The sequence below is a fragment of the Sphingomonas natans genome, from assembly GCF_030546695.1.
Lineage (GTDB): Bacteria > Pseudomonadota > Alphaproteobacteria > Sphingomonadales > Sphingomonadaceae > Sphingomonas_I > Sphingomonas_I natans.
The window spans coordinates 63,040-86,366 of sequence record NZ_JAUOTP010000011.1 but is presented as its reverse complement, the minus strand read 5'-3'; the positions used below and the strand labels follow the sequence as shown (position 1 = coordinate 86,366).

General features: G+C 67.5%; 26 protein-coding genes. 13 read left to right on the top strand and 13 right to left on the bottom strand.

Annotated elements, in window-relative coordinates:
- Window positions 1–7 precede the first annotated feature (7 nt).
- From Q4F19_RS19580 to Q4F19_RS19565, 4 genes are all read right to left on the bottom strand, one after another.
- Window positions 8–313, bottom strand: coding sequence for a YggT family protein (locus Q4F19_RS19580; RefSeq protein ID WP_303546261.1), 306 nt, complete (start codon window positions 311–313; stop codon window positions 8–10).
- An 88-nt stretch (window positions 314–401) separates the two neighbouring features.
- Window positions 402–1,274: an acetylglutamate kinase gene (gene argB, locus Q4F19_RS19575; RefSeq protein ID WP_303546259.1), complete on the bottom strand. Its 873-nt coding sequence runs from the start codon at window positions 1,272–1,274 to the stop codon at window positions 402–404.
- A 176-nt stretch (window positions 1,275–1,450) separates the two neighbouring features.
- Window positions 1,451–1,744, bottom strand: a complete 294-nt coding sequence (locus tag Q4F19_RS19570) for a plasmid stabilization protein (RefSeq protein WP_303546257.1) — start codon at window positions 1,742–1,744, stop codon at window positions 1,451–1,453.
- Between the two features lie 55 nt (window positions 1,745–1,799).
- Entirely contained in the window at window positions 1,800–3,539 is a 1,740-nt protein-coding gene (locus Q4F19_RS19565; RefSeq protein WP_303546255.1) for a DUF885 domain-containing protein, read from the bottom strand.
- 51 nt (window positions 3,540–3,590) lie between these two features.
- Between Q4F19_RS19565 and Q4F19_RS19560 the strand changes: the two genes are divergently transcribed.
- Together Q4F19_RS19560 and Q4F19_RS19555 are read left to right on the top strand one after the other, a co-directional pair.
- Window positions 3,591–4,592, top strand: coding sequence for a threonine aldolase family protein (locus Q4F19_RS19560; protein WP_303546253.1), 1,002 nt, complete (start codon window positions 3,591–3,593; stop codon window positions 4,590–4,592).
- Window positions 4,589–5,509 (top strand): DMT family transporter, encoded by a 921-nt coding sequence (locus Q4F19_RS19555; protein ID WP_303546252.1) that lies wholly within the window; start codon window positions 4,589–4,591, stop codon window positions 5,507–5,509. The genes Q4F19_RS19560 and Q4F19_RS19555 overlap by 4 nt, the downstream gene beginning before the upstream one ends.
- Here the strand turns inward: Q4F19_RS19555 and Q4F19_RS19550 are convergent.
- Window positions 5,419–6,234, bottom strand: coding sequence for a Rossmann-fold NAD(P)-binding domain-containing protein (locus Q4F19_RS19550; RefSeq protein WP_303546251.1), 816 nt, complete (start codon window positions 6,232–6,234; stop codon window positions 5,419–5,421). The two genes, Q4F19_RS19555 and Q4F19_RS19550, sit on opposite strands and share 91 nt — an antisense overlap.
- Before the next feature lie 288 nt (window positions 6,235–6,522).
- On the opposite strand from Q4F19_RS19550, the gene pepN reads away from it, so the two are divergent.
- The 3 genes from pepN (at window position 6,523) to Q4F19_RS19535 (ending at window position 10,598) form a co-directional block, all read left to right on the top strand.
- Window positions 6,523–9,126, top strand: coding sequence for an aminopeptidase N (gene pepN / locus Q4F19_RS19545; RefSeq protein WP_303546250.1), 2,604 nt, complete (start codon window positions 6,523–6,525; stop codon window positions 9,124–9,126).
- A 115-nt stretch (window positions 9,127–9,241) separates the two neighbouring features.
- A complete protein-coding gene (locus tag Q4F19_RS19540; protein WP_303546248.1) occupies window positions 9,242–9,703 on the top strand; it encodes a carboxymuconolactone decarboxylase family protein in 462 nt (153 codons plus the stop codon).
- Window positions 9,696–10,598, top strand: a complete 903-nt coding sequence (locus Q4F19_RS19535; RefSeq protein WP_303546246.1) for a sigma-70 family RNA polymerase sigma factor — start codon at window positions 9,696–9,698, stop codon at window positions 10,596–10,598. Before Q4F19_RS19540 ends, Q4F19_RS19535 begins: the two co-directional genes overlap by 8 nt.
- A 117-nt stretch (window positions 10,599–10,715) precedes the next feature.
- Here Q4F19_RS19535 and Q4F19_RS19530 read toward each other — a convergent pair whose 3' ends face one another.
- Window positions 10,716–11,282, bottom strand: coding sequence for an HNH endonuclease (locus tag Q4F19_RS19530; protein WP_303546244.1), 567 nt, complete (start codon window positions 11,280–11,282; stop codon window positions 10,716–10,718).
- A gap of 189 nt (window positions 11,283–11,471) precedes the next feature.
- On the opposite strand from Q4F19_RS19530, the gene gluQRS reads away from it, so the two are divergent.
- The 7 genes from gluQRS (at window position 11,472) to Q4F19_RS19495 (ending at window position 16,949) form a co-directional block, all read left to right on the top strand.
- A complete protein-coding gene (gene gluQRS, locus Q4F19_RS19525; protein WP_303546242.1) occupies window positions 11,472–12,329 on the top strand; it encodes a tRNA glutamyl-Q(34) synthetase GluQRS in 858 nt (285 codons plus the stop codon).
- 9 nt (window positions 12,330–12,338) lie between these two features.
- Entirely contained in the window at window positions 12,339–12,572 is a 234-nt protein-coding gene (locus Q4F19_RS19520; protein WP_303546241.1) for an HIG1 domain-containing protein, read from the top strand.
- An 11-nt stretch (window positions 12,573–12,583) separates the two neighbouring features.
- The gene (locus Q4F19_RS19515; RefSeq protein WP_303546239.1) at window positions 12,584–13,156 is read left to right on the top strand and encodes a cob(I)yrinic acid a,c-diamide adenosyltransferase; all 573 of its coding nucleotides are present in this window, start codon (window positions 12,584–12,586) and stop codon (window positions 13,154–13,156) included.
- Between the two features lie 73 nt (window positions 13,157–13,229).
- Window positions 13,230–14,501, top strand: a complete 1,272-nt coding sequence (gene egtB, locus Q4F19_RS19510) for an ergothioneine biosynthesis protein EgtB (protein WP_303546237.1) — start codon at window positions 13,230–13,232, stop codon at window positions 14,499–14,501.
- Window positions 14,502–15,482, top strand: coding sequence for an L-histidine N(alpha)-methyltransferase (gene egtD, locus Q4F19_RS19505; protein WP_303546235.1), 981 nt, complete (start codon window positions 14,502–14,504; stop codon window positions 15,480–15,482).
- 200 nt (window positions 15,483–15,682) lie between these two features.
- Window positions 15,683–16,324: a queuosine precursor transporter gene (locus tag Q4F19_RS19500; protein ID WP_303546233.1), complete on the top strand. Its 642-nt coding sequence runs from the start codon at window positions 15,683–15,685 to the stop codon at window positions 16,322–16,324.
- Window positions 16,325–16,577: 253 nt separating this feature from the next.
- Window positions 16,578–16,949 (top strand): UrcA family protein, encoded by a 372-nt coding sequence (locus Q4F19_RS19495; protein WP_303546232.1) that lies wholly within the window; start codon window positions 16,578–16,580, stop codon window positions 16,947–16,949.
- 127 nt (window positions 16,950–17,076) lie between these two features.
- Here the strand turns inward: Q4F19_RS19495 and Q4F19_RS19490 are convergent, their stop codons facing one another.
- From Q4F19_RS19490 to Q4F19_RS19460, 7 genes are all read right to left on the bottom strand, one after another.
- Entirely contained in the window at window positions 17,077–17,802 is a 726-nt protein-coding gene (locus Q4F19_RS19490) for a sigma-70 family RNA polymerase sigma factor (protein ID WP_303546458.1), read from the bottom strand.
- Window positions 17,803–17,816: 14 nt separating this feature from the next.
- Entirely contained in the window at window positions 17,817–19,943 is a 2,127-nt protein-coding gene (flhA, locus tag Q4F19_RS19485) for a flagellar biosynthesis protein FlhA (protein WP_303546231.1), read from the bottom strand.
- A 235-nt stretch (window positions 19,944–20,178) separates the two neighbouring features.
- Complete coding sequence (locus tag Q4F19_RS19480; RefSeq protein WP_303546229.1) at window positions 20,179–20,499, bottom strand: hypothetical protein; 321 nt, start codon at window positions 20,497–20,499, stop codon at window positions 20,179–20,181.
- Window positions 20,496–20,774 (bottom strand): flagellar biosynthesis anti-sigma factor FlgM, encoded by a 279-nt coding sequence (gene flgM, locus Q4F19_RS19475; RefSeq protein WP_431312440.1) that lies wholly within the window; start codon window positions 20,772–20,774, stop codon window positions 20,496–20,498. Before flgM ends, Q4F19_RS19480 begins: the two co-directional genes overlap by 4 nt.
- Window positions 20,775–20,842: 68 nt before the next feature.
- The gene (locus tag Q4F19_RS19470; RefSeq protein ID WP_303546228.1) at window positions 20,843–21,409 is read right to left on the bottom strand and encodes a flagella basal body P-ring formation protein FlgA; all 567 of its coding nucleotides are present in this window, start codon (window positions 21,407–21,409) and stop codon (window positions 20,843–20,845) included.
- A 197-nt stretch (window positions 21,410–21,606) separates the two neighbouring features.
- A complete protein-coding gene (locus Q4F19_RS19465) occupies window positions 21,607–22,059 on the bottom strand; it encodes an OmpA family protein (RefSeq protein ID WP_303546226.1) in 453 nt (150 codons plus the stop codon).
- Window positions 22,060–22,069: 10 nt separating this feature from the next.
- Window positions 22,070–22,744: a motility protein A gene (locus Q4F19_RS19460; RefSeq protein WP_303546224.1), complete on the bottom strand. Its 675-nt coding sequence runs from the start codon at window positions 22,742–22,744 to the stop codon at window positions 22,070–22,072.
- 218 nt (window positions 22,745–22,962) lie between these two features.
- Here Q4F19_RS19460 and flgB point away from each other — a divergent pair, with 218 nt between their 5' ends.
- Entirely contained in the window at window positions 22,963–23,325 is a 363-nt protein-coding gene (flgB, locus tag Q4F19_RS19455; protein WP_303546222.1) for a flagellar basal body rod protein FlgB, read from the top strand.
- The last annotated feature ends 2 nt before the right edge of the window (window positions 23,326–23,327 follow it).

Below are 23,327 nucleotides of genomic sequence, written 5' to 3'. Positions count from 1 at the left end.
CATCGGCTCAAAGCGGTGCGCCGATCACGAGCGCGGCGCGCAGATGCGGGATAACGATGCCGGAGATGATCTGGATCAGCAACAACACCACGAGCGGCGAGAAATCGAGCGCGCCGAAATCGGGCATGACGCGGCGGATAGGGCGGTAGAGCGGCTCGGTCAGCCGGCTCAGCGAATACAGCACCTGGCGGACGAAATCGTTCGACGTGTTCACAACGTTGAACGCGACGAGCCAGGACAGAACCGCCTGGATGATGATGATCCACATCAGCACCGAGAGCAGCAGCTGGACGATATCGAGCAGGGTGAGCATGGCGGTATCCGGGCCTTGAGGTTCGGGTGTCTTAGCGAGCTATAACATCGGTATCAGGCGAAGCTAAGTCCAGAGCAGGAAGCGGGAGCTAGCCCTGCCGCACGAGCGTGCCCGCACCCTGGCGGGTGAAGATCTCGATCAGCATCGCGTGCGGCACGCGGCCATCGAGGACGACCGCGGCATCGACTCCGCCCTCGACCGCATCGATGCACGTCTCCAGCTTAGGGATCATGCCCCCGGTAATCGTGCCGTCCTCGCGCAGCATCTTGATCTGGCTGGGCGTGAGATCGGAGAGGAGGTTCTTCGCCTTGTCGAGCACGCCGGCGACATCGGTCAGCAGGAACAGGCGCTCGGCGCCGGTGGCGATGGCGAGCGCGCCGGCCATCGTGTCGGCATTGATATTGTAGGTCTCGCCGTCGGGGCCGACGCCGATCGGCGCGACGACGGGGATCATCCCCGCCTTCGAGATCGTGTCGAGCACGCGGATGTCGATATCGTCGGGCTCGCCGACGAAGCCGAGATCGTCGGTCGGGTGGAGCACCTTCGAGACGGTGACGAGCCGGCCGTCCTTGCCGGAAATCCCGACCGCGCGCCCGCCGGCCTTCGTGATCCAGGAGACGATCTCCTTGTTGATCGCGCCCGACAGGACCATTTCGGCGGTCTTCATCGTCGCCGCGTCGGTCACGCGCAGGCCATCGACGAAGCGGCTCTCGATCCCCTGCGCCTTCAGCATCGCGCCGATCTGCGGCCCGCCGCCATGGACGACGATCGGATTGATGCCGACCGCCTTCAGCAGCACGATATCCTCGGCGAAATCGGTCGCCGCCTCGGCATCGCCCATCGCGTGGCCGCCATATTTCACGACGAAGGTCTGGCCGGCATAACGCTGCATGTAGGGCAGCGCCTCGGCGAGGGTTTCGGCCTTGGCGAGCAGGTCGGGATTGGGCGCGTGGCTGATCATGCGCCGCGCCTTAGCGGCGGCGGGGCCTGGGGTGAACCCTTCGGCTCAAATCCTCCCCTGCAAGGGAGGCGGACCATGCGCAGCATGGTGGAGGGGTATCGCCCCGTCGGAGAGCGGGACACCCCTCCGTCGCGCCTTCGGCGCGCCACCCCCCCTTGTAGGGAGGATTGGAAAGCTCAGCCCGCCGCGTTCTTGCGCCGCGTGTCCCAGCCCTTGCGCGCCGCGGCCGAGCGCTGCTCGGGCGAGCCGGACTTGTGCGCCTTGCCTCCGCGCGACGAGGAGACGTGCGTGTCGGCCTTGCCGCGGCCCGAGCCGGACCTGTTGCCGCCGCCCGATTCCTTGTTCACCGTCGCCCAGGCGCGCGCCTCGGCTTCCTTCTTGGGCGTGCCGCGCTTTTCATAGCCTTCCTCGATATGCTCGGCCTTGCGCTTCTGCTTGTCGGTGTACGCGTCCTTGTCACCCTGGGGCACGGCTTCCCTCCATCGAACGATGGCGGCGAAACGCGCAACACCGGCCGCGTTTCCCTCATTCCTCCTTCGGATAGGGGCCGATCCCGCCCGAGGCGATGAAGCCGTCGACCGCCTGATCGAGCGCAGGCAGCGGCACCGATCCCAGCGCGAGCACCATGTCGTGGAAGGCGCGGATGTTGAACTTCGCGCGGAGCGCTGTCTCGGCCTTCGCGCGGCCCCGCCGGATCGCCATCTCGCCGAGATAGTAAGACAGCGCCTGGCCCGGCCAGCTGATGTAGCGATCGACCTCGGTCTCGATCTCGTGCGGCGAGAGCGCGGTGTTGTCGCGGAGATAGGCCTGCGCCTGTTCGCGGCTCCAGCCCATCGAGTGGAGGCCGGTGTCGATCACGAGCCGGGCGGCGCGCCACGCCTGATAGGAGAGCATGCCGAAGCGGTCATAAGGCGTCTCGTACAGGCCCATCTCCTCGCCCAGCGTCTCGCAATAGAGCGCCCAGCCCTCGCCATAGGCCGAGATGTAGAGGTTGCGGCGGAAGGGGAGGCGATCCTGATTCTCGCGCGCGAGCGGTATCTGGAAGGCGTGGCCGGGGGCGGATTCGTGGAGGGTCAGTGCGGTCAGCTGGTAGAGCGGACGCGAGGGCAGATCGTAGGTATTGAGCAAATAGACGCCGTCGCCGCCGCGCCCGGCGGTGTAGAACGGCGCGATGTCGGCCGGGACTGGGACAATCGCGAAGCGGCGGCGGGGCAGGTGGCCGAACCAGGTCGCGGCCTTGCCGTCCATCTGCTTGGCGATCCACGCAGCCTGCTTGAGCAATTCCTCGGGCGTCTTTGCATAGAAGCGCGGATCGCTGCGCAGATACGTAAGGAAGGCGGGGAAGTCGCCCTTGAAGCCGGTTTCGGCCATCACTCCGTTCATGCGTCCGCGGATCGCGGCGATCTCGGCCAAGCCGATCGCGTGGATCTCGGCGGGCGTCATCGCCACGGTGGCGAATTCGGCGATCTGCGCGCGGTAGAAGGCGTCGCCGTCCGGCAGCGCCGCGGCCGAGATCGTCGTGCGCGACTTCGGGATGTAATCGGTCTTCAGGAAGGTTCGCAGCGCCGCATAAGCCGGGATCGCGGCGCGGATCGCCTGCGCGGCCTGCGCGCGCAGCTCGGCGGCGGTGGCGGGCGCCATGCCGGCGGGCATCGTCTTGAACGGTTTGTAGAGGCTGGTCGCCGTGGGATCGCTCGCGTCGGCGATCGCGTCGAGCGAGGCTTCGCGCCCCGCAAGCGTCATCCTCGGCGGCGTGAAGCCGCGCGCGAGCCCGGCGCGCATATTGGCGGTCTGGTCCGCGAACCAGGCGGGCAGCTGGCGCAATTGCGCGATCCAGTTGCGATAATCGGCCTCGGTCTTGAAATCGCGCGCGGATGTGTAGCCGAGATTGCCCCAGAAGCTGCTGTCCGAGTTGAACGGCATCTCCCACGTCCGGAAGCGCAGGCGATCGATCCGCGTGTCGAGCTGGTAGCGGTAGATGGCGGCATCGGTCTGGCGCGCTGGGCTGAGCGTTCTGGTGTCGATGCTCGCCAGCGTCCTGGCATAGCCCTCCAGCACCGCGAGGCGCTTCGCCTGCGCGACCGGCTTTACGTCGGCAAGCTGTGGCGCGACGCGATCGTCATCCTCGCCGTCGATCAGCCCGCGATCGGCCTGCGACCAATCGTAATCGGCCTGGGCGAGCTTCTCGAAGGCGGTGTCCGCCGGCGATGCGGCGAACGCCGGCGCGGCGAGGAAGAGAGCGAGAAAAGGCAGGATCAGGCGCATCGCGTTCCGCTTCGGTTGACTAAGGCGCGTCGGTCGCCGCAAGCGCGGTCCATGCGCTTCTTCTCCGACAATGCCGCCCCCGTCCATCCCGCCGTCTTCGCCGCGATGCAGGCGGCCGACGCGGTCGACACCGCTTATGACGGCGATGGCTTGAGCAAGCGGCTCGACGCGCGCTTCTCCGAGCTGTTCGGGCGCGAGGTCGCCGCGCTGTGGATCCCGACCGGCACGGCCGCCAATTCCTTGGCGCTGGCCGCGCTCTGCCCGCCCTTCGGCGGCGTGCTGTGTCACCGCGACGCACACATCCAGAATGACGAATGCGGCGCGCCCGAATTCTTCACGCACGGCGCCAAGCTGTTGCTGTGCGACGGGCCGGGCGCGAAGGTGACGCCCGAGACGGTGCGGAAAACCGCGGATGCGATCGCCGACGACGTCCACCGCGTCCAGCCGCGCGCGCTCTCGATCACCAACGCCTCCGAATATGGCTGCGTCTATGCGCCCGACGAGGTCGCGGCCTTGGGCGCGCTCGCCAAGGCGCGCGGGTGGCGCTTCCACATGGACGGCGCGCGCTTCGCAAATGCGATCGTCCATCTCGGCTGCACGCCGGCCGAGCTGACCTGCGATGCGGGCGTCGAGGTGCTGAGCTTCGGCTTCGTCAAGAATGGCGGACTTTCGGCCGAGGCTTTGATCTTCTTCGATGCCGATCTCGCCGAAGACACCAAGCGCCGCCGCAAGCGCGCCGGGCATCTGCTCTCGAAGGGCCGCTATCTCGCCGCGCAGATCCACGCGATGCTCGACAATGATCTGTGGCTGGAGACGGCGCGCGCGGCGAACGATGCGGCGACGATGCTCGCTGAAGCCGCGGGCGCGCGCCTGCTGCATCCGGTGCAGGCCAACGAGATCTTCCTGCGCGCGACCGCGAGCGAGGCGGCGGCGCTGCGCGCGCGTGGCTTCGATTTCTACGATTGGGCCGTGGGCGAGATTCGGCTCGTCACGCATTGGGCGAGCGACCGGCAAGAGGTGGCGGCGCTGGCCGGCGCCATCGCCGCGTTATGAGTTACGCCAAGCCCTTGAGCGAGGCGACGAAGGGGCGCGTGCTCGTCCCCTTCGCGATCGTCACCTTCCTGTGGGGATCGACCTGGCTCGTGATCCGCGGCCAGCTGGGCGAGGTGCCGGTCACTTGGTCGGTCTGCTACCGCTTCCTCACCGCCGCCGCGACGATGTTCGTCGTCGCGCTGGTCACGCGCACGCGCCTGCGGCTGACGCTTCGCGAGCAAGGTCTGCTCGCGGTGATGGGCATCTCGATCTTCTGCCTGAATTTCAACTTCATCTATCGGGCCGAGGCGCACGTCACCTCGGGCATCGTCGCGGTCGTGTTCGCGCTTTTGCTCGTCTACAATGCGGTCGCCGGCTGGCTGTTCCTCGGCCAGCCCTTGTCGCGCCCGTTCCTCGCCGGATCGGCGGTGGCGATGGGCGGGATCGGGCTGCTGTTCGAGCATGAATTGCGCGCCTCGCCGCGCTCGCCGCACGAGACCGCTTTGGGCATCGGCTTCGTGCTGGTCGCGCTCGTCTTCGCGTCGCTTTCGAACGTCATGCAATCGACCGAGCGGATGCGCGCGATCCCGATGCCGGCGATGCTCGCCTGGGGAATGACGTGGGGCGCGGCGGCCAATGCCGCGTTCGCGTTCGTCACGACCGGGCCACCCCGCATCCTGCTGACGCCGGTCTATCTGGGCGGGGTGCTCTACTTGGGCGTGCTCGCCTCGGCGCTCGCCTTCACGCTCTATTTCGGGCTGATCCGCGCGATCGGGCCGGCGCGGGGCGGATATGTCAACGTGCTGACGCCGGTGCTGGCGATGCTGCTGTCGACTTTGTTCGAACATTATGTCTGGTCGGTCGAAGCCGCGATCGGCGGCGCGCTCGTCGTCGCCGGGCTGGTTGTGGCGATGAGGGCGCGGATGCCCGCCAAATAGGTCGGGTAAAGCGGGCGCCAGCCGAGTTCGCGCTTCGCCTTGCCGTTCGCGACGCGGCGATTCTCCGCATAGAAAGCGCGCGCGGCCGGCGAGAGCTTCGCTTCGTCGATGCTCTGGAGCGGGGGAAGCGGCAGGCCCAGCGCAAAGCAGGCGACCTCGACCAAGGCATTTTGCGGCGCGGGGAGATCGTCGGCGATATTGATGATGCCGGGGGCGCCGCGCATCGTCGCGGCGAGCACCGCGCCGACGATATCGTCGACATGGACTCGGCTGAAGACCTGATCGGGCAGATCGATCCGGTGCGCCTGGCCCGCGCGCACGCGATCGAGGATCGAGCGGCCGGGCCCATAGATTCCGGGCAGCCGGAAGATGCGCGCGCCGAGCTCGGCCCAAGCCAGATCGGCGGCGATGCGCGGGCCGCGGCGGCCGGCGAGCTGGGCGCTCTCATCGACCCAGGCGCCGCGCGTGTCGCCATAGACGCCGGTCGAGGAGAGATAGCCGATCCAGCGCACGCGCGCGATTTCGGGGCGGTAGGCGGCGAGGATCGCGTCGGCGTCGGCCTCTGGGGCGACGGTCGACAGGACGTGCGTCGCGGCGGCGAGCGCGCCGCGGATTTCGAGCGGATCGGCGGCGCGGCCGAATGCGGCGACGGCGGCGCCCTGCGCCTCGGCGGCGGCAGCGATGCGCGCACCCGTATAGCCGGGGCCGAACAGGACCAGTCTCATCTCTTCCTCTCGTCACTCAGCGCAGGCTGGGGTCCATGCCTCTATCGTTTAGCGAAGAGCGCGTTGCGAGAGCGATGGATCCCAGCCTGCGCTGGGATGACGGTTCTCCTGTCCCGTTCGGTTCGAGCAGCTTCGAGCGAAGTCGAGAAGCGTCGTCGAGAACTCAGCGAAATGTGCGCGCCTTCTCGACTGCGATCTCGACAAGCTCGATCTTCGCTCGAAGCGAACGGATCTTGGGTGAACGGGTAAGCCCTTCCATCCCCCGCGCCCTCGCCATACATCCGGGTGATGCTCGATGCCGCCACCGCCGTCTCCGCCACGCCCGCCGCGATCCGCCGCGAAGATTATCGGCCGCCCGATTGGCTCGTGCCCGAGATCGCGCTCGATTTTCAGCTCGATGCGCAGGCGACGCGCGTCACCGCGCGGCTCACCGTTCGCCGCCAGGGTGCGCATGGGCACCCGCTGCGGCTCGACGGCGGCGGCGGGCTTCTGCCCGTCAGCGTCTCGATCGACGGCGAGGAGCTGCACGATGCGTGGCGGATCGACGGCGAGCAGCTCGTCATCGATCTGCCCGGCGACGATCATCTGGTCGAGACGATCGTCCAGATCGCGCCCGCCGCCAATTCGACATTGATGGGCCTCTACGCGAGCAACGGACTGCTCTGCACGCAATGCGAGGCGGAGGGCTTCCGCCGGATCACCTTCTTCCCCGATCGGCCCGACGTGCTCAGCCGCTATACGGTGCGGATGGAGGGCGATGCCGCGCTCTATCCGGTGTTGCTGTCGAACGGCGATCAGTTGGATGCGGGCGAGCTGCCCGCCGGTCGCCATTATGCGCTGTGGCGCGATCCCTTCCCCAAGCCCTGCTATCTGTTCGCGCTCGTCGCGGGCGATCTCTCCGCCAATCGCGACCAGTTCGTCACGCGATCGGGCCGGACGATCGATCTCGGCATCTGGGTACGCGAGGCCGATCTCCCCAAGACGCGCCATGCGATGGCCAGTCTCAAGGCCTCGATGGCCTGGGACGAGCGCGTCTATGGCCGCGAATATGATCTCGCCGTGTTCAACATCGTCGCCGTCTCCGATTTCAACTTCGGCGCGATGGAGAACAAAGGCCTCAACATCTTCAATTCGCGCTACATCCTCGCCGATCCGGATACGGCGACAGACGCGGATTTCGATGCGATCGCGGGCGTCGTCGCGCACGAATATTTCCACAATTGGTCGGGCAATCGCGTCACCTGCCGCGACTGGTTCCAGCTCTCGCTGAAAGAGGGCTTCACCGTCCTGCGCGACCAGCAATTCTCGGCCGATCAGGGCTCGCCCGCGGTCAAACGGATCGAGGATGTGCGCGCGCTACGCGCCGCGCAATTCCCCGAGGATGCCGGGCCGCTCGCGCACCCGATCCGGCCGGATTCCTATATCGAGATCAGCAATTTCTACACGGCGACGATCTACAACAAGGGCGCCGAAGTCATCCGGATGATGAAGCTGATCCTCGGCGACGAGGGCTTCCGCGCCGGCACCGATCTCTATTTCGATCGCCACGACGGGCAGGCGGCGACGTGCGAGGACTTCATCGTCGCGATGGAGGATGCGAGCGGCGCCGACCTGACCCAATTCCGCCTCTGGTACACGCAGGCCGGCACGCCGCGCGTCACCGCCTCGCTGACGACCGATGCGCCGGGTGGCCGCGCGCGTCTGCGCCTGTCCCAGAGCGTCCCGACCACGCCTGGCCAGCCCGACAAACAGCCGATGCCGATCCCGCTCAAGCTCTCCTTGCTCGGCGCGGTGAGCGGCGCTGCGATGGGTGGCGAGCATCTCGTCATCCTCGACGAGGCCGAGAAGGAGGTGACCTTCGACGGGCTGACCGAACTGCCGGTGCTCTCGATCAACCACGGCTTCTCCGCGCCGATCTGCCTGGAGACCGATCGCAGCCCCGCCGATCTCGCCTTCCTTTCGGCGCATGACGAGGATCCGTTCGCGCGCTACGAGGCGATGCAGCAACTGATGCTCGATACGCTCGTCGGCGCGGCGAAGGGTGGTCCGGTCGATCACACGCCGGTGATCGATGCGGTGCGCAACACATTGACCGATCCCGCGCTGGACGCGGCGTTCGTCGCGGAGGCGGTGCTGCTGCCGTCCGAGGCGTTCATCGGCGACCAGCTCGACGCGGTCGATCCCGAGATGGTGGCGACGGTGCGCGAGGCGCTGCGCGCCGATCTGGGCACGGAGCTGATCGACGAATGGCGCGACGCTTATGCCCGCGCGCATGCCAATCGCTACGAATATAGCCCCAATGCCAAGGGGATGCGGCGGCTGCGCTCGGTCGCTTTGGCCTTCCTCGCCGCCGCCGGCGCGCCCGATTGGGCCGAGCTTGCCTTCGCGCAGTATCGGGCCTCGGACAATATGACCGACCGGCAGGGTGCGCTCGGCGTGCTCGCCAACAATGACGCGCCCGAGCGGGAGGCGGCGCTCGCCGATTTCTACGATCGCTATGCGGGCGATGCGCTCGTCATCGACAAATGGTTCACCGCCCAGGCCTTGTCGACGCGCAGCGGCACGGTCGAGGCGGTCGAAGCGCTCGCGCGCCACCCCGATTTCACGATCGCCAATCCCAATCGCTTGCGCAGCCTCGTCGGCGCGTTTGCGGTCAACCAGCGCGCGTTCCACGATCCTTCGGGGCGCGGCTATCGCTTCGTCGCGGACATGATCCTCGGCGTCGACAAGCTCAATCCGCAGGCGGCGGCGCGGCTCGTGCCGAGCCTCGGCCGCTGGCGGCGCTACGAACCGGGCCGCGCGAGCCTGATGCGCGACGAGCTGGAGCGGGTGCTGGCGGTTCCGGGGCTGTCGAAGGACGTGTTCGAGCAGGTTTCGAAGAGTTTGGGGTGATCCCTCCTCCTCCCCACATTTGCGACGGGGAGGAAAAGTTTGGAGCGATGTCACAACCCGCCCGTCCGTCTCGTCATGTCTCCGCATGCGCATCCTGCGCTTGAGGAGATGGACGATGACGACGCAGCGGATCAGCCAGGCCCAAGCCTACAAGGCGGCCCCCGACCAGATGAAGGCGATGGTCGCGCTCGAGGAGAGCTTCGCGACGTCAGGCCTCGATCCCGAACTCGTCGAGTTGCTCAAGCTGCGCATTTCGCAGACCAACGGCTGCGCCTTCTGCCTGCACATGCATGCGAGCGATCTGCGCAAGCTGGGCGTGGCCGACATGAAGCTCCACCTTCTCGCCGGGTGGCACGAATCGCGCTATTTCACGGATCGCGAGCGCGCCGCGCTCGGCTGGGCGGAGGCGCTGACACTGGTGAGCCGGACGCATGCGCCGGATGCCGACTATGCCGCGCTGGCGGCGCATTTCTCCGAGGAGGAGCAGGTGCGGCTGAGCTTCGTGATCGGCGCGATCAACCTGTGGAACCGGCTCGCGATCGGCTTCCGCTTCGCGCATCCGGCCGCACATGCCTGACGTACGCCTCCGCGATTTCGAGGCGCAGCGGCCACGCTTGCTGCGCCTCGCCTATCGGATGATCGGCTCGCTCGCCGAGGCCGAGGATGTCGTCCAGGAGGCGTGGCTGCGCTGGGCGCGGACGGAGGATTCGGTCGATACGCCCGCCGCTTACCTGACGCGGATCGTCACGCGGCTGTGCCTCGATCATATCAAATCCGCGCGGGTGCGGCGCGAGACCTATGTCGGCGCGTGGCTGCCCGAGCCGCTGCTCGGCACGGTCGATCCCGAGGCGGAGCAGACCGCCGACGACCTGACGCTGACGCTGATGCTCGCGCTGGAACGCCTGTCGCCGCTGGAGCGCGCGGCGTTCCTGCTTCACGACGTGTTCGGGGTGGCCTTGGGCGATGTCGCGACGACCTTGGATCGCGACGCCGCCGCCGTCCGCCAGCTCGCGGTGCGCGCGCGCCGGCATGTCCATGCCGCCAAGCCGCGCTACCGCGTCGCGGAGGCCGAGGCGGACAGGATCGCGCGCGCCTTCTTCGCCGCTGCGCGCGACGGCGACACGCAGGCGCTGGGATCGATGCTGGCGGACGACGTGATCCTCCATTCGGACGGCGGCGGGCGCGTCATCGCCTTCCTCAACATCATCCGCGGTCTCGATCGCGTAAAGCGGCTGTTCGCGGGGCTGTCGCGCAAATCCTATTACCGGCCGGTGCTGCTGCGCCGGGTCGAGATCGATGGGCTGCCCGGTTACATCAGCTGCGATCGCGGCGGCGCGCTGCAGACGACCGCGCTGGAGCTGCGCGACGGCAAGATCGCGGCGATCTACATGGTGCGCAATCCGGACAAATTGCGGCATATCGAGGCGCTGGCGGCGGAGGACGAGGCGGCTTTGGCGGGTGGAACCACATAGTCCCGTTCGCTTCGAGCGGAGATCGAGCTTGTCGAGATCGTAGTCGAGAAGTTCTCGACGGACGCTTCTCGACAGGCTCGAAGCTGCTCGAACCGAACGGGGGGCGCGCGAGGAGCGCTACGCCTCCAGCTCGATGTCCCAATACAGCCAATCGCGCCAGCTCGTGTGGAGATAGTTGGGCGGGAAGCTGCGGCCGTTTTCCTGAAGCTGCCAGCTCGTCGGGCGATAGGCTTCCTCGGCGAGCGCCATCCCCGCCTGGCGCGGGGTGCGGCCGCCCTTGCGCAAATTGCAGGGCGCGCAGGCGGTGGAGACATTCTCCCACGTCGTCCGCCCGCCTTGCGCGCGCGGGATGACATGATCGAAGGTCAGATCGTTGAGGCTGCCGCAATATTGGCAGGCGAAGCGATCGCGCAGGAACAGGTTGAAGCGCGTGAAGGCGGGATGCGCCGAGGGGCGGACATATTGGCGCAGCGCGATGACCGAGGGCAGCTTGATGCTGTGGTTCGGACTGCGCACCTCGCGCTCGTAATTGGAAACGATGTCGACGCGTTCGAGGAACACCGCCTTGACCGCGGTCTGCCACGGCCAGACGCTCAGGGGATAATAAGACAGGGGCGTATAATCGGCATTGAGGACGAGCGCGGGGCACCCGTCAGGATGGCGAATGAGATCGGGATGGTACATGAAACGACCAGGCCTCCGTTGACACGGAGCCTTGGGTTTCGAATGCGCCTTCGTCGTCCCGTCGCACGCAGGACGCTTGGGCCTTCGGCCGCCGCGTCTCCGTTGTCCCGCCCGTTGCCAGCGAAGCGTGACAATCGCATTGCAGCAGGCTCGCGACTCGCGGTCAAGAGTCCTTAGGCGACGCCCGATATGATTTCCCGCTTCGCCCCGAGCCCGACCGGGCGGCTGCACCTCGGCCATGCCTTTTCGGCGGTGCACGCGCACGATCTGGCGCGGTCGGCGGGCGGGTTTTTCCTGCTGCGCATCGAGGATATCGATCCCGGGCGGACGCGCGAGGATTTCGTCGCGGGGATCGAGGAGGATCTGGCGTGGCTCGGGCTCGCCTGGGACGGACCGGTGGTGCGGCAGTCGGCGCGCTTACCGCTCTATGCCGAAGCGCTGGAGCGGCTGAAGGCGCGTGGGCTCGTCTATCCCTGTTTCTGCACGCGCGCCGAGATTGCGGCGAGCGCCTCGGCGCCGCACGGGGTGGTGCCGGTCTATCCGGGGACGTGCCGGGCGTTGCCGCATGACGCGGCGCGGTTGGCGCGCGAGCCGCATTGCTGGCGGCTGGATATGGCGAATGCCCTTTCCTCGGTTCGAGCGGGTCTGGAGTGGTGGGATGCGGACGCGGGATGGGTTCGCGCCGATGCCGGTTCCCAGGGCGACGTCGTCCTCGCGCGCAAGGATGCACCGACCTCCTATCATCTGGCGGTGACGATCGACGATGCGGCACAGGGCGTCACCGATGTCGTGCGCGGGGTCGATCTGTTCGAGGCGACGCATGTGCACCGCCTGCTGCAGGCTCTGCTCGGTCTGCCGACGCCGCTTTATCATCACCATCCGTTGCTGACCGGGTCGGACGGGCGGCGTCTCGCCAAACGCGACGGCGCGAGGAGCCTCGCCGAATTGCGGGCGGAAGGGGCTGATCCCCGGGCGCTGGTGGCGAGCCTCACATCCTCCCCGTGCCGCGAGGAACTTGGGCGTGACGATCATAATCGTAAGGCGTAGGACGCCCTTATGCAGACCTTCCTCTTCATCCTCATCGTGCTGGCCGCGATCGGCGCGCTCGTCTCGATCGTGCGCGGCGTCTATTATTTCCTCCAGAGCCAGCATGAGGAATTGCGGACCGGCGAGCCGAGCGCCAACGGGCTCAAGCAGAACCGGATGATGTGGCGGCGCGTCCAGTTCCAGGCGATCGCGATCGTCTTCGTGATCCTGTTCCTGCTCGTCGCGCGCGGCCACGCGGGCTGATCTCGCCAGCGATGGTGAAGCTCAACAAGATCTACACGCGCACCGGCGATGCGGGGACGACCGGGCTCGTCGACGGATCGCGCGTGTCGAAGGCGGATGCGCGGATGGCCGCGATCGGCGACGTGGACGAGGCGAACAGCGCGATCGGGCTCGCCATCGCCGCTCTGGGCGACGGCCCCGAGGCCGAGATGCTTGGCCTGATCCAGAACGAGATGTTCGATCTCGGCGCCGATCTCGCGACGCCGGGCGAGGATTTCACGCCCGACGAGATGACGCTCCGCATCACCGCGCATCAGGTGGAGCGGCTCGAGCATGAGATCGATCGGATGAATGAGGCGCTGGAGCCGCTGCGTTCGTTCATCTTGCCGAGCGGCTCAAGCGCGGTGGCGGCGCTGCATCTCGCGCGCGCGATCACGCGACGCGCCGAACGATCGGCGGTTGCGGCGTCGCAGGCGGCGACGCTCAATCCGCAGGCTCTGGCCTATATCAATCGCCTGTCGGATCATCTGTTCGTGCTCGCGCGGCTCGTGGCGAATGCGGGCGGCGGCGAAGTGCTGTGGGTGCCGGGCAAGAGCCGGGGCTGACGATCACCGGACGGGTGGCGAAACTTTTTCGGCCTCCCTATGTTCTGCTTCCCCGGGGGAGGAGTTCCGGATCATGGCGGCACGTGCTGAGTCCCTTACGGGCGGGGAAGATCTGGCTGCGCGCCTGTGGGCGACCCGCCGGCTGAGCCTCGACCTCGTCGCCGCGCTGTCGGATGCCGACGCGACGATCCAGCCGCATCCCGATGCGTCGCCCGCCAAATGGCATCTCGCGCACACGACCTGGTTTCTCGAGACGTTTGTGCTGCGGGATCATGTCGCCGGCCACGCGCCCTTCGATCCGCGCTTCGCCTACTTGTTCAACAGCTATTACGAGGCCGAGGGCGAGCGTCATTCGCGCGCGCATCGCGGCATGCTCAGCCGGCCCTCGCTCGCCGAGATCGTCGCGTGGCGCAACGCGGTCGATCATCAGGTCGCCCGCGCGCTCGATACGCTGCCGCAGGCGGCGCGCGATCTGATCGAGCTCGGCATCCAGCATGAACAGCAGCATCAGGAATTGCTGCTGACCGATCTGCTCGCCAGCTTCGCCGAAAATCCGCTCGCGCCGGCGGTGTGGTCGCGTCCCCGCCCGACGCCCGCGCCCGTGGCCGGGCCGATCGGCTGGATCGAGGGCCGCGAGGGGCTGGCCGAGATCGGGCATGACGGCACGGGCTTCGGCTTCGATTGCGAAGGTCCGCGCCACGCGGTGCTGCTGCACCCGCATGCGCTCGCCGACCGGCTCGTCACCAACGCCGAGTGGAAAGAGTTCATGGCCGATGGCGGCTATGCGCGCGCCGATCACTGGCTCGCCGACGGCTGGGCGTGGGTGAAGGCGAACCGCGTCGAGGCGCCGCTCTACTGGCGGCGCGACGGGGAGGGGGGCTGGCTTCAGTTCGGGCTGGACGGGCTGCACCCGCTGCATCCGGCCGCCGCGGTCACGCACGTCTCGCATTACGAGGCGGATGCTTATGCGCGCTGGGCGGGCGCGCGGCTGCCGACCGAGCCCGAATGGGAAGTCGCCGCCGCCGGGCTCGATTCCGCGGCGGGCAACCAGCTGGACGGGGCCGGCCCGGTCCGGCCGCGCGCGGCAAGCCGGTCGGGCAGCGTCGGCCAGATGTTCGGCGATGGCTGGCAATGGACGTCGAGCGCCTTCCTTCCCTATCCGGGCTTCAAGACCGCCGAGGGCGCGGTCGGCGAATATAATGGCAAGTTCATGAGCGGGCAGGCGGTGCTGAAGGGCGCGAGCTGCGCGACGCCGCGCGGCCATAGCCGGGCCAGCTACCGCAACTTCTTCTACCCCCATCAGCGCTGGCAGTTCACCGCCGTGCGCCTCGCCAAGGATCTCTAGATGCTGCTGCTCGATGACGAGACGCACGGCGATGCGCCGCCGGCCGATCCGGCCTTCCTGTCGGACGTGCTCGCCGGCCTCGCGCAGAGCCCGAAGGCGATTCCGGCGCGCTGGTTCTACGATCATCGCGGTTCGGAGCTGTTCGAACAGATCACCGATCTGCCAGAATATTATCCGACGCGCGTCGAGACGGGGCTGCTCGAAAGGCACAGCCCCGAAGTCGGCGAAATCGCGGGGGCGGGCCGCGCCGTGGTCGAGTTCGGATCGGGATCGAGCGTCAAGACGCCGCATCTGCTGCGCGCGATCGCGCCCTCGGCTTATGTGCCGATCGATATTTCGGGCGATTTCCTGCGTGAGAGCGCGGCCGGGCTCGGCCAGGCCTTTCCCGGTTTGCCGATCTTCCCGGTCGAGGCCAATTTCATGCAGACGGTGGCCCTGCCCGCCGAAATCGCGGATGCGCCCAAGCTCGGCTTCTTCCCGGGCTCGACGATCGGCAATCTCGTGCCGCGCAGCGCGGTCGATCTGCTGCGCGGCATGATCGAGACGCTCGGGCTCGGCGCGATGCTGCTGATCGGGATGGATCGGGTGAAGAGCGAGAACGTGCTCGTCCCCGCTTATGACGATGCAGCGGGCGTTACCGCCGAATTCAACCTGAACCTGCTGCGCCGGATCAATCGCGAGTTGGGCGCGGACGTGCCCGTTGATCTCTTTCGCCACCAGGCGCGCTGGAACGATCTTTGGGCGCGGATCGAGATGCATCTGGTGGCGAGCGCGGACCTGTCCTTCACGATCGCGGGGCGGCGCTTCGCGATGCAGGCCGGCGATACGATCCACACCGAGAACAGCCACAAATATGATCCGCGCAGCGCGCGCGCCTTGCTCGCGGCGGGCGGCTGGACGCCGATCCGCGAATGGCCCGATGCCGACGGCATGTTCTCGCTGTTTCTGGCCGAAGCCCGGCCCGAGCCGGTCGCGCCCTGAGAAATCCCTCTCCCGCTTTCGCGGGAGAGGGAGGGCCTGCCGCTTTGGCGGTGGGAGGGTGAGGTCTTCTTTTTCGGTGATGGGTGGCGCCCAAAAAGAAGACCCTCACCCAACCCTCTCCCGCGAAAGCGGGAGAGGGGCTTAGTAGGGCACCCGCTTTTCCGCGTGACAGCTTCGGGTCAGCCGCTAGGTTTCGCGCGATGACCCCAGCCCAATCCCCGCTCCTCTGCCGCTCGCTTTTCGTCTTCTCGCTTCTCTATGGCGGCATGGTCGTCATCGCCGGGGTCCTGGGCGTGAAGCAGGTCACGCTCGGGCCGCTCGCGGTGGAGGCGGGGATCTTCGCCTTCCTGCTGCTCGTCGCGATGGGCAGCGCGGTCGCCGAGCTGCACGGACGCAAGACGGCCGACGCGATCGTGCGCTGGGGCTTCCTGCCATTGATCGTCTCGGCGCTGCTCATCCAGATCGTGCTCGCGCTGCCGACCGACAGCGGCATGTATCCGCCAGCGATCGACGCTTTCCCGATCGTCGTCGGCCAGGGCGCGCGGATGATGCTCGCCGGGCTGATCTCCTACGGCACCTCCCAGACGCTCAACGTGCTGATCTTCTCGAAGCTCAAGCGCGCGGAAGGGGAGGGCAAGCTCGTCTGGCTGCGCGGCATGATCGCCAGCGTCGTCAGCCAGATCGTCGACACCGTCCTGTTCATCAGCATCTCTTTTTACGGCGAACGGCCGATCATGGGGCTGATGGCCGGGCAGATGCTGACGAAAGTGGTGCTCTCGATCATCCTCGTGCCATGGCTGATAACCGGCTTCGTTGCGCTCGGACGCCGGCTCGACCGCTAGTCGGATCCGCCTTCCGTATTGAATCCCACCCGCCGATCCGGGCGGGAGCGCATTTTTGCGCCATTCTGCGCGGCCTGTAATCGGCTCGCTTGTGGAACAACTTCAGTCGGCCTAAGTATAGACGACAGACTTTGCCGTCTATTCCCAAGATCGGATGTCTGCCATCGCAGTGCAACATGAAGTTGCTGCAGTGCATCAAAATGAATGTGTCATGACAGAAACATGTCAGGCGCGCAGGAGAGAAGGAAAACCTATGTCCACCACGAAGAGCTTTGGCTCGGCGATCGCCAAAAGCGCGCTGGGTCTGGCGGCGACTTGCCTGCTTAGCGGCGCCGCGCTGGCGGAATCCACGACGATCGTGTCGCCCGCTGCCCAGTCGAAGGTTACGATGCAGAAGCAGGTCCGCTTCGGCGATCTCGATCTCTCGACCGAGAAGGGCCGCGCGCAGCTGGATCAGCGCGTCCGCTTCGCGGCGAGCGACGTCTGCGACGGCAAGAATGTGAGCAACACGCGCTCGCCGGTCGAATATCTCAACTGCTACAGCGTCGCGGTCCGCGATGCGAAGCACCAGCTCGACCAGCGCCTCGCCGCCACGCAGGGCAGCACGGTCGCGGCGGTCCGCTGATCGATCAAGCCTCCGCCCCCGGCTCCGGCCGGACGCGGACGGCATCGGGACGACGCGCCCTTGTCGTCCCCGCCTCGGCCGGCCGGTATCTACCGGTCGGCCGATTTCGTATCGGGCGGAGACCGCCTCAGTCGTCGTCCCGATCGGACAGCGCATTGCGCAATTTGTCGAGCGCGGCCTTCTTGATCTGGCAGATGCGCGCGGCGCCGACATTGAGCACCTGGCCGATCTCGTCGAGATTCATCTCCTCGACGAAATAGAGCTGGAGAACGAGCGCCTCGCGCTCGGGCAGTTCGGAAATATGCGCGGCGAGCATTTGGCCGAGCTGCTCGCGCTCCAGCGCATCGTCAGCGCGTTCCTCGACATTGGCGAACCACATCGACTGGTCCGAATAGACCTCGTCGAGCGATTCCTGGCGCACTTGGATCACACTATCGGCCAGCTCGCGATATTCGGACGGGCTCAGGCCCATCGCCGTCGCCAGCTCGGCCTCGGTCGGCATCCGTCCGAGCTGCGATTCCAGCGCGGCGGTCTGCTTGCCCAGTTCCTTGCGCTTGGCCATCGCCGATCGGCAGATCGTCGCGTGGCGGCGCAGATGATCGATCATCGCGCCGCGAATCCGCATCGACGCATAGGTCGAGAAAGCGTGGCCGCGATCCTCATAGCCGTTGGCGGCTTCCACGAGCGCGACCATGCCGATCTGGACGAGATCCTCGATATCGATCGCGCTGCTGACGCGGCCATGGACGTGCCAGGCGATCTTGCGGACGAGCGGCATGTGGCTGCGCGCGAGCTGGCCCGCATCGGTCTTGGCCGGGCGGCGCTGATAGGTCGTGACGATCGGCTCGTCCATGCGAGCGGCGAGGCTCATCGTGCCATCTCCGGCTGTTGCGTCAGCGCATTATGGGCTCCGTTGGAGCCGACGATGGCGACGACTTCGACGGGCTTGCCGTCGGGGATTTCGAGGAAGCTCAGCACCGGCGTCTCCGGTAGATGGGGTTTCAGCAGGCGGGCCAGCGCACGGCGCGCGAGCGGCGAGGTGACGATCGCGAAGCGCGACGCGGTGTTGACGAGCGGGGCGGCGGCCTGGGTCACCGCGCCGACGATGCGCGCGGAAAGCGCGGGCTCGAACGGATGGTGGGCATTGCCGCCGACGCGCACCGCATTGGCGAGCAGGCCCTCCAGCTCGGCATCCAGCGTGATAACGGGCAGCGGCATGCGCACCGGCACCACAGTCTGGACGATCAGCGCGCCGATCCGGCTGCGGACCTGCTCGACGATCGCGATCGCGTCGGTCGTCTCGCGGGCGCTGTCGACGATCGCCTCGGCGATGCGGCGGAAATCCTTGAGCGGCACGCCTTCGGACAGGAGCGAGCGGCTGACGCCCGCGAGCTGCGAGAGGCTGAGCGGATTGGGGGTGAGGCCCGCGACCAACTGGGGCGCGCTTTCCTTGAGCGCATCGAGCAGCTTCTGCATCTCGTCCATGCCGAACAGATCGGAGGCGGCGTGCGCGACGAGCTGGTTGAGGTGCGTGGCGATGACGGTGGAGCCGTCGACGACCGTATAGCCCGCGACGACGGCGGCGCCGCGCTGCTCGGGGCGGATCCAGATCGCGTCGAGCCCGAAGCTCGGATCCTTGACCGCACGGCCTTCGACCATGCCCTGCAGATCGCCGCTGTCGAGCGCGAGCAGATCGTCCGGCCAGCATTCGTCCTCGCCGACGACGACGCCGGCGACGCTGATCCGGTAATTGTTCGGCCCGAGCGACAGATTGTCGCGGACGCGCACGAGCGGCACGACGAAGCCGAGTTCGCGGCTGAGCTGGCGGCGGATGCCGGTGATGCGCGCCATGAGCGGGGCGCCCTTGCGCTCGTCGACGAGGCCGATGAGGCCATAGCCGAGCTCCAGGCTGAGCGCTGCGCCGTCGGAGACCTCGTCCCAGCCGATCTGCGACGGGTTGACCGGGGCGGCGGCCTCGGCCGCGGTATCGGGTGCGCCGGCGACGGGGCGGAGCGGGGGGGCGTCCTTCAGCTTCCAGGCGATGAACCCGGCGAGGCCGGCGGCGGGCATCATGATCAGATGCGGCATGCCCGGCAGGATGCCGAGAAAGCCGAGGATGCCGGCGACCGGCGTCCAGGCCTTGGCCGAGCCGAACTGGCTGACGATCTGGTTGGAAAGGTCGAGCGGCGAGGAGACGCGCGTGACGATCGCGGCGGCGGCGATCGAGAGCAGGAGCGCGGGGATCTGCGCGACGAGCGCGTCGCCGATCGCGAGCTGGATATAGGTCGAGGCGGCCTGGCCGATCGCCATCTTGTGATTGACGACGCCGAGGACGAGGCCGCCGAGGATGTTGATCGCGAGGATCAGCACGCCGGCGACGGCATCGCCCTTCACGAACTTGGAGGCACCGTCCATCGAACCGTAGAAATCGGCTTCGGTCGCGACTTCCTGGCGACGCAGCTTGGCTTCTTCGGGCGTGACCAAGCCGGCATTGAGATCGGCGTCGATCGCCATCTGCTTGCCGGGCAAGGCATCGAGCGTGAAGCGCGCCGAGACTTCGGAGACGCGGCCGGCGCCCTTGGTGATGACGACCATGTTGATGATCATCAGGATGCCGAACACGAACAGGCCGACGGCATAATCGCCGCCGATCAGGAATTCACCGAACGCCTCGATGACATGGCCCGCGGCGGCGGCACCGGTGTGCCCGTTGACCAGCACGACGCGCGTCGAGGCGACGTTGAGCGCGAGGCGCAACAAAGTCGTGAAGAGGAGTACGGTCGGGAAAGCCGAGAAGTCGAGCGGCTTCTCCGCGTTCAGCGCTACCATCAGCACCGCCAGGCTGATCATGATGTTGGCGATGAAGCCCATGTCGAGCACGAGGCTCGGCACCGGCACGATCATCAGTCCGACGAGCATGAGCGTGGCTAATGGAAGGATCGCGCCCTTTGCGGTGCCCAACCATAGCCGTTTGTTGATCGCCTGCGTGGCCATTCGATTCCTCTTGCGTTCGCTCACTCGAAGCAAGGGCCGTGCCAGTTTGGGCGTGATCGGGCGGGGTGGGGTCGTCAATCCGAACGCGTTTCGCGGCCGCGCCCAAAACGAAAAACGCCACCGTGCCGTGTGGGGCCGGTGGCGGTTCATGGCTGCTGAAACACGTTCAGCATAACGGTGAAGTCGAGGAAATCGGGACCGGCAACATCTTGCCGGCAGGCTTTTGCCGGTCAGCTCAGGCGTGGCGCCCCGAGCGCGCATAGGCTTCGGCGCGGGGCTGGCCGGCGAGCGAGACCAGACGATCGATCCGGCGACGATTGGCATCGGCCAGATAATGGATGCGGCCGCCGGCGGCTTCGGCGAGGCGGAGCGCCTGCGTGACGCGTTCGCCAAGCGCGTGGCTCTCGTGCCAGCCGGCAGTGGCGACGATCGCTGTCAGCGTCTGGCCGATGGCGGAGGTCGCGCGCTCGATCCCGCCGACGTCGTTCGCGTCGAGAGCGGCGACGAGCGCCTCCTCGCGTTCCATCAGGCCTTCGAGCGCGGCGGCGGTGGTCACCGTGCGGTGCCGGGCAGGTCGAGCGCGATCATCCGGTCCGCGATCGCGCGCGGGTTGATCGCATAGGTGCCCGCGGCGAGCGCGGCCTTGATCGAGGCGACCTTGTCGCTGTCGATCGGCGCGCCCTCGGCGGCGAGCAGAGCGGCGGGCGTCGAGGGCACGGTTTCACCGGTCGCGGCCGCCTGCGCGGTGGCGACGTTCGGCTTGGCGCCGTTGGTGCGGATCATGTCCGCCATACGCTGCGTACCCGTGGGGCCGATCGCGGAAATCATCATCACGTCCTTTCGCATCGCACTAGCCCGATCGCTCCGTTCCACGATCGAGATAACGGCACCGAGTTCAATCAGTTAAATCCTGGTAATCGCACGCGGCCCGCATCGATCACCTCGGCGAACAATATCTGGCCCTGCGGATGATCGCCCTTATCGGTTTTCACCCGAATTCGCGACCCCGGTGCGCCATCTTCCTGCGCCGTCGCGGTCACGCTGACGCTGAAGCCGCCCGTCTCGGCGATGAGATCGACGGGATCGCCGCGCCGTACGACCGGCGCCGCTTTCGCGGCCGCCGGCTGCGCCATCGCGGCATAGCCGCCCGCTCCCTGCGCGCGAGCGCTATAGGAGGCCGGGGCTGCGCCCTGCAGGCGCTGGAGCGGCACGCGGATCCGCCAGCCGATCGCCGGGCAGCGCAGCGCGACCGCACCCATCACCGGCGGATCGATCGTCACCGGCTGGGGGCAGGTGGCGAGCTTCATCCGCCGATCGATCGGCGTGGCCAGTCCGCCGGGCTCGCCGACGCCGGCACCGAGCGCGTTGATAAGCCGCGATTCCAGCGCCTCCAGATTCTGGAAGGGCGCAGCGGCAGCCGGCGTGGCGATCGCCAGCAGCGGCAGGAGGGGGAAAATGGATCTCATGCTTACGCACCAAGCATGATGTGTGCCAATTGCGGCTGTCTCCTGCACTCATCCTGTCGCCACCGCTCATCTTGAGGGGCCGCTGAGCCTGCCGAAGTGGCGTCTCGAAGGTCGGGTATGACGATGCAGGTCCTTCGAGATGCCTTCGTCTCCGCTGCGCTTCGCTCAGTCCCCTCCTCAGGGTGAGCGGTCCGGATCTATTCTGCGACGAGCGACAGACGCTGAGGCCGGCCTTCGGTGCGGTCGATCGCAAGCAGGATCCGCTCCTCGCCGATGCCGTCGGACACGAGCGCGCGGGCGACGGCGGCGGCGCGCGCGGCGGCGAGCTCCCATGCGTCGAGCCGGCTCGTCGCACGATCCGCGCCGAGGCTTTCGAGACGAATGCGCGCACCCTTGCTGCCGGTGCCGGCGCGCGCCGCAAAGGCGGCAATCTGCGCGCGGCCGGCTTGTGTCAGCAGCGCCTCGCCGGGCTCGAACAGGCGGCCCGCGATCAGTTGCGCGGCCTCGGGCGGCGGCGCGCTCGGCGCATCTGGCATGCCCGCGGCGAGCTTGGCGCGGTCGGGCTTTGCCTGCGCGAGGATCAGGAATCCGAGCAGCAGCAGGCACAGATCGGCGAAGCTGACCGCCCAGCGCGCGCTGATCGCCTTCATGACCCGCTTCTCATCGGGCGAGGCTGCGCGCGAGGCTGCGCTGCAGGCCGATCGCCTGATCCAGCTCGGCGCGCGCGATCGTCTTGAAATGCGCGAAGGTCCGCTCCTGCCAGGCGAGCTCGGCCGCCGACAGACGCTCGAGCCGGTCCGCGATCGGCCCGGCGAAGATGTTCGAGACGACGAGCCCCAGCAGGGTCGCGACGAGCGCGCTCGCCATCGGCGCGCCGATCTTGGAGGCGTCCTCCATCTGGCGGAACATGCTGATCAGGCCGAGCACGGTCGCGATCATGCCCATCGCCGGCGCGGTGTCGGCGATCGCGCGCCAGAAGGCCGCGACGCCGGCATGGCGGCGGCGGCGCGCATCGAGCGCCTCGTCCGCCCAGATCGCGAACTCGACGCTGGAACGCGCGTCCGAAAGCCGGCGCACCGCCTCGGCGAGGAAGCGCCCGGTCGTGGCGATGCGATCGACGCAGACGATGCTCTTGGTCTCGGCGATGGCGTGCGCGCGGCTGACGGCGCGGCGCGCGGCGTCGGCATCGGCCTCGGGATTCGCGCGCAGCAGCGGGCCGAATGCGGCGAACGCGCCCGCAATCTCGCTGCGCGTCGCGCGCAGGCAGCCGACGAGCAAGGATCCACCGACGACGAGAGCGAACGCCTGGGGATCGAACCAGGCGAGAATAGTCAACGCACCGCCCATCCACCGTCCCGCCCGAATCCACCCGGCAAAAATCTGCCGGCACCGGCAAAAACTTGCCGGCAGGCCTCCGAAACCCCCGTTTCAGCCGGCACGAGGCGTCCGGCGCGCAACTGGCACGCCGTTTGCAACGAGGTCTGCGAGGGCCCTGTGGCCATGACTGTTCACGACCGGTTGGCGCCGGTCTTTAGCGACAAGAAGGGACAAAGATGGCTGACGATCCGCTCTTCGGCGTTCACGGAAACGCGCTGGCGCTCCGCTCGCAACGCATGGCGATGCTGGCCTCCAACATCGCGAACGCCGCGACGCCCAATTACAAGGCGAAGGATTTCGATTTCCAGAAGGCGCTCGCCGCGGCGAGCACCGCGCAGGACACCGGCACGAATGTCGACGGCGCGATCGAGGATTCGACCGGCTATCGCGTGCCGCTCCAGGCGAGCCTCGACGGCAACACCGTCGAGCTGTCGACCGAGCAGACGCTCTTCGCCGAAAATGCCGTCCAATATCGTGCGACGCTCTCCTTCCTGCAGGGGCGCATCGGCACGGTCATGACCGCGCTGCGGGGAGAATAAGA

Excerpts from the sequence above, each read along its gene's own strand:
- Q4F19_RS19540 (WP_303546248.1), top strand. The coding sequence starts at position 9,242 with ATGACGACGCAGCGGATCAGCCAGGCCCAAGCCTACAAGGCGGCCCCC.
- pepN (WP_303546250.1), top strand. The coding sequence starts at position 6,523 with ATGCTCGATGCCGCCACCGCCGTCTCCGCCACGCCCGCCGCGATCCGC.
- Q4F19_RS19520 (WP_303546241.1), top strand. The coding sequence starts at position 12,339 with ATGCAGACCTTCCTCTTCATCCTCATCGTGCTGGCCGCGATCGGCGCG.
- Q4F19_RS19560 (WP_303546253.1), top strand. The coding sequence starts at position 3,591 with ATGCGCTTCTTCTCCGACAATGCCGCCCCCGTCCATCCCGCCGTCTTC.
- egtD (WP_303546235.1), top strand. The coding sequence starts at position 14,502 with ATGCTGCTGCTCGATGACGAGACGCACGGCGATGCGCCGCCGGCCGAT.
- Q4F19_RS19495 (WP_303546232.1), top strand. The coding sequence starts at position 16,578 with ATGTCCACCACGAAGAGCTTTGGCTCGGCGATCGCCAAAAGCGCGCTG.
- flhA (WP_303546231.1), bottom strand. The coding sequence starts at position 19,943 with ATGGCCACGCAGGCGATCAACAAACGGCTATGGTTGGGCACCGCAAAG.
- Q4F19_RS19465 (WP_303546226.1), bottom strand. The coding sequence starts at position 22,059 with ATGAAGGCGATCAGCGCGCGCTGGGCGGTCAGCTTCGCCGATCTGTGC.
- Q4F19_RS19470 (WP_303546228.1), bottom strand. The coding sequence starts at position 21,409 with ATGAGATCCATTTTCCCCCTCCTGCCGCTGCTGGCGATCGCCACGCCG.
- flgM (WP_431312440.1), bottom strand. The coding sequence starts at position 20,774 with ATGATGATTTCCGCGATCGGCCCCACGGGTACGCAGCGTATGGCGGAC.
- Q4F19_RS19565 (WP_303546255.1), bottom strand. The coding sequence starts at position 3,539 with ATGCGCCTGATCCTGCCTTTTCTCGCTCTCTTCCTCGCCGCGCCGGCG.
- egtB (WP_303546237.1), top strand. The coding sequence starts at position 13,230 with ATGGCGGCACGTGCTGAGTCCCTTACGGGCGGGGAAGATCTGGCTGCG.
- Q4F19_RS19515 (WP_303546239.1), top strand. The coding sequence starts at position 12,584 with ATGGTGAAGCTCAACAAGATCTACACGCGCACCGGCGATGCGGGGACG.
- Q4F19_RS19490 (WP_303546458.1), bottom strand. The coding sequence starts at position 17,802 with ATGGACGAGCCGATCGTCACGACCTATCAGCGCCGCCCGGCCAAGACC.
- Q4F19_RS19530 (WP_303546244.1), bottom strand. The coding sequence starts at position 11,282 with ATGTACCATCCCGATCTCATTCGCCATCCTGACGGGTGCCCCGCGCTC.
- argB (WP_303546259.1), bottom strand. The coding sequence starts at position 1,274 with ATGATCAGCCACGCGCCCAATCCCGACCTGCTCGCCAAGGCCGAAACC.
- Q4F19_RS19555 (WP_303546252.1), top strand. The coding sequence starts at position 4,589 with ATGAGTTACGCCAAGCCCTTGAGCGAGGCGACGAAGGGGCGCGTGCTC.
- flgB (WP_303546222.1), top strand. The coding sequence starts at position 22,963 with ATGGCTGACGATCCGCTCTTCGGCGTTCACGGAAACGCGCTGGCGCTC.
- Q4F19_RS19535 (WP_303546246.1), top strand. The coding sequence starts at position 9,696 with ATGCCTGACGTACGCCTCCGCGATTTCGAGGCGCAGCGGCCACGCTTG.
- Q4F19_RS19500 (WP_303546233.1), top strand. The coding sequence starts at position 15,683 with ATGACCCCAGCCCAATCCCCGCTCCTCTGCCGCTCGCTTTTCGTCTTC.
- gluQRS (WP_303546242.1), top strand. The coding sequence starts at position 11,472 with ATGATTTCCCGCTTCGCCCCGAGCCCGACCGGGCGGCTGCACCTCGGC.
- Q4F19_RS19580 (WP_303546261.1), bottom strand. The coding sequence starts at position 313 with ATGCTCACCCTGCTCGATATCGTCCAGCTGCTGCTCTCGGTGCTGATG.
- Q4F19_RS19550 (WP_303546251.1), bottom strand. The coding sequence starts at position 6,234 with ATGAGACTGGTCCTGTTCGGCCCCGGCTATACGGGTGCGCGCATCGCT.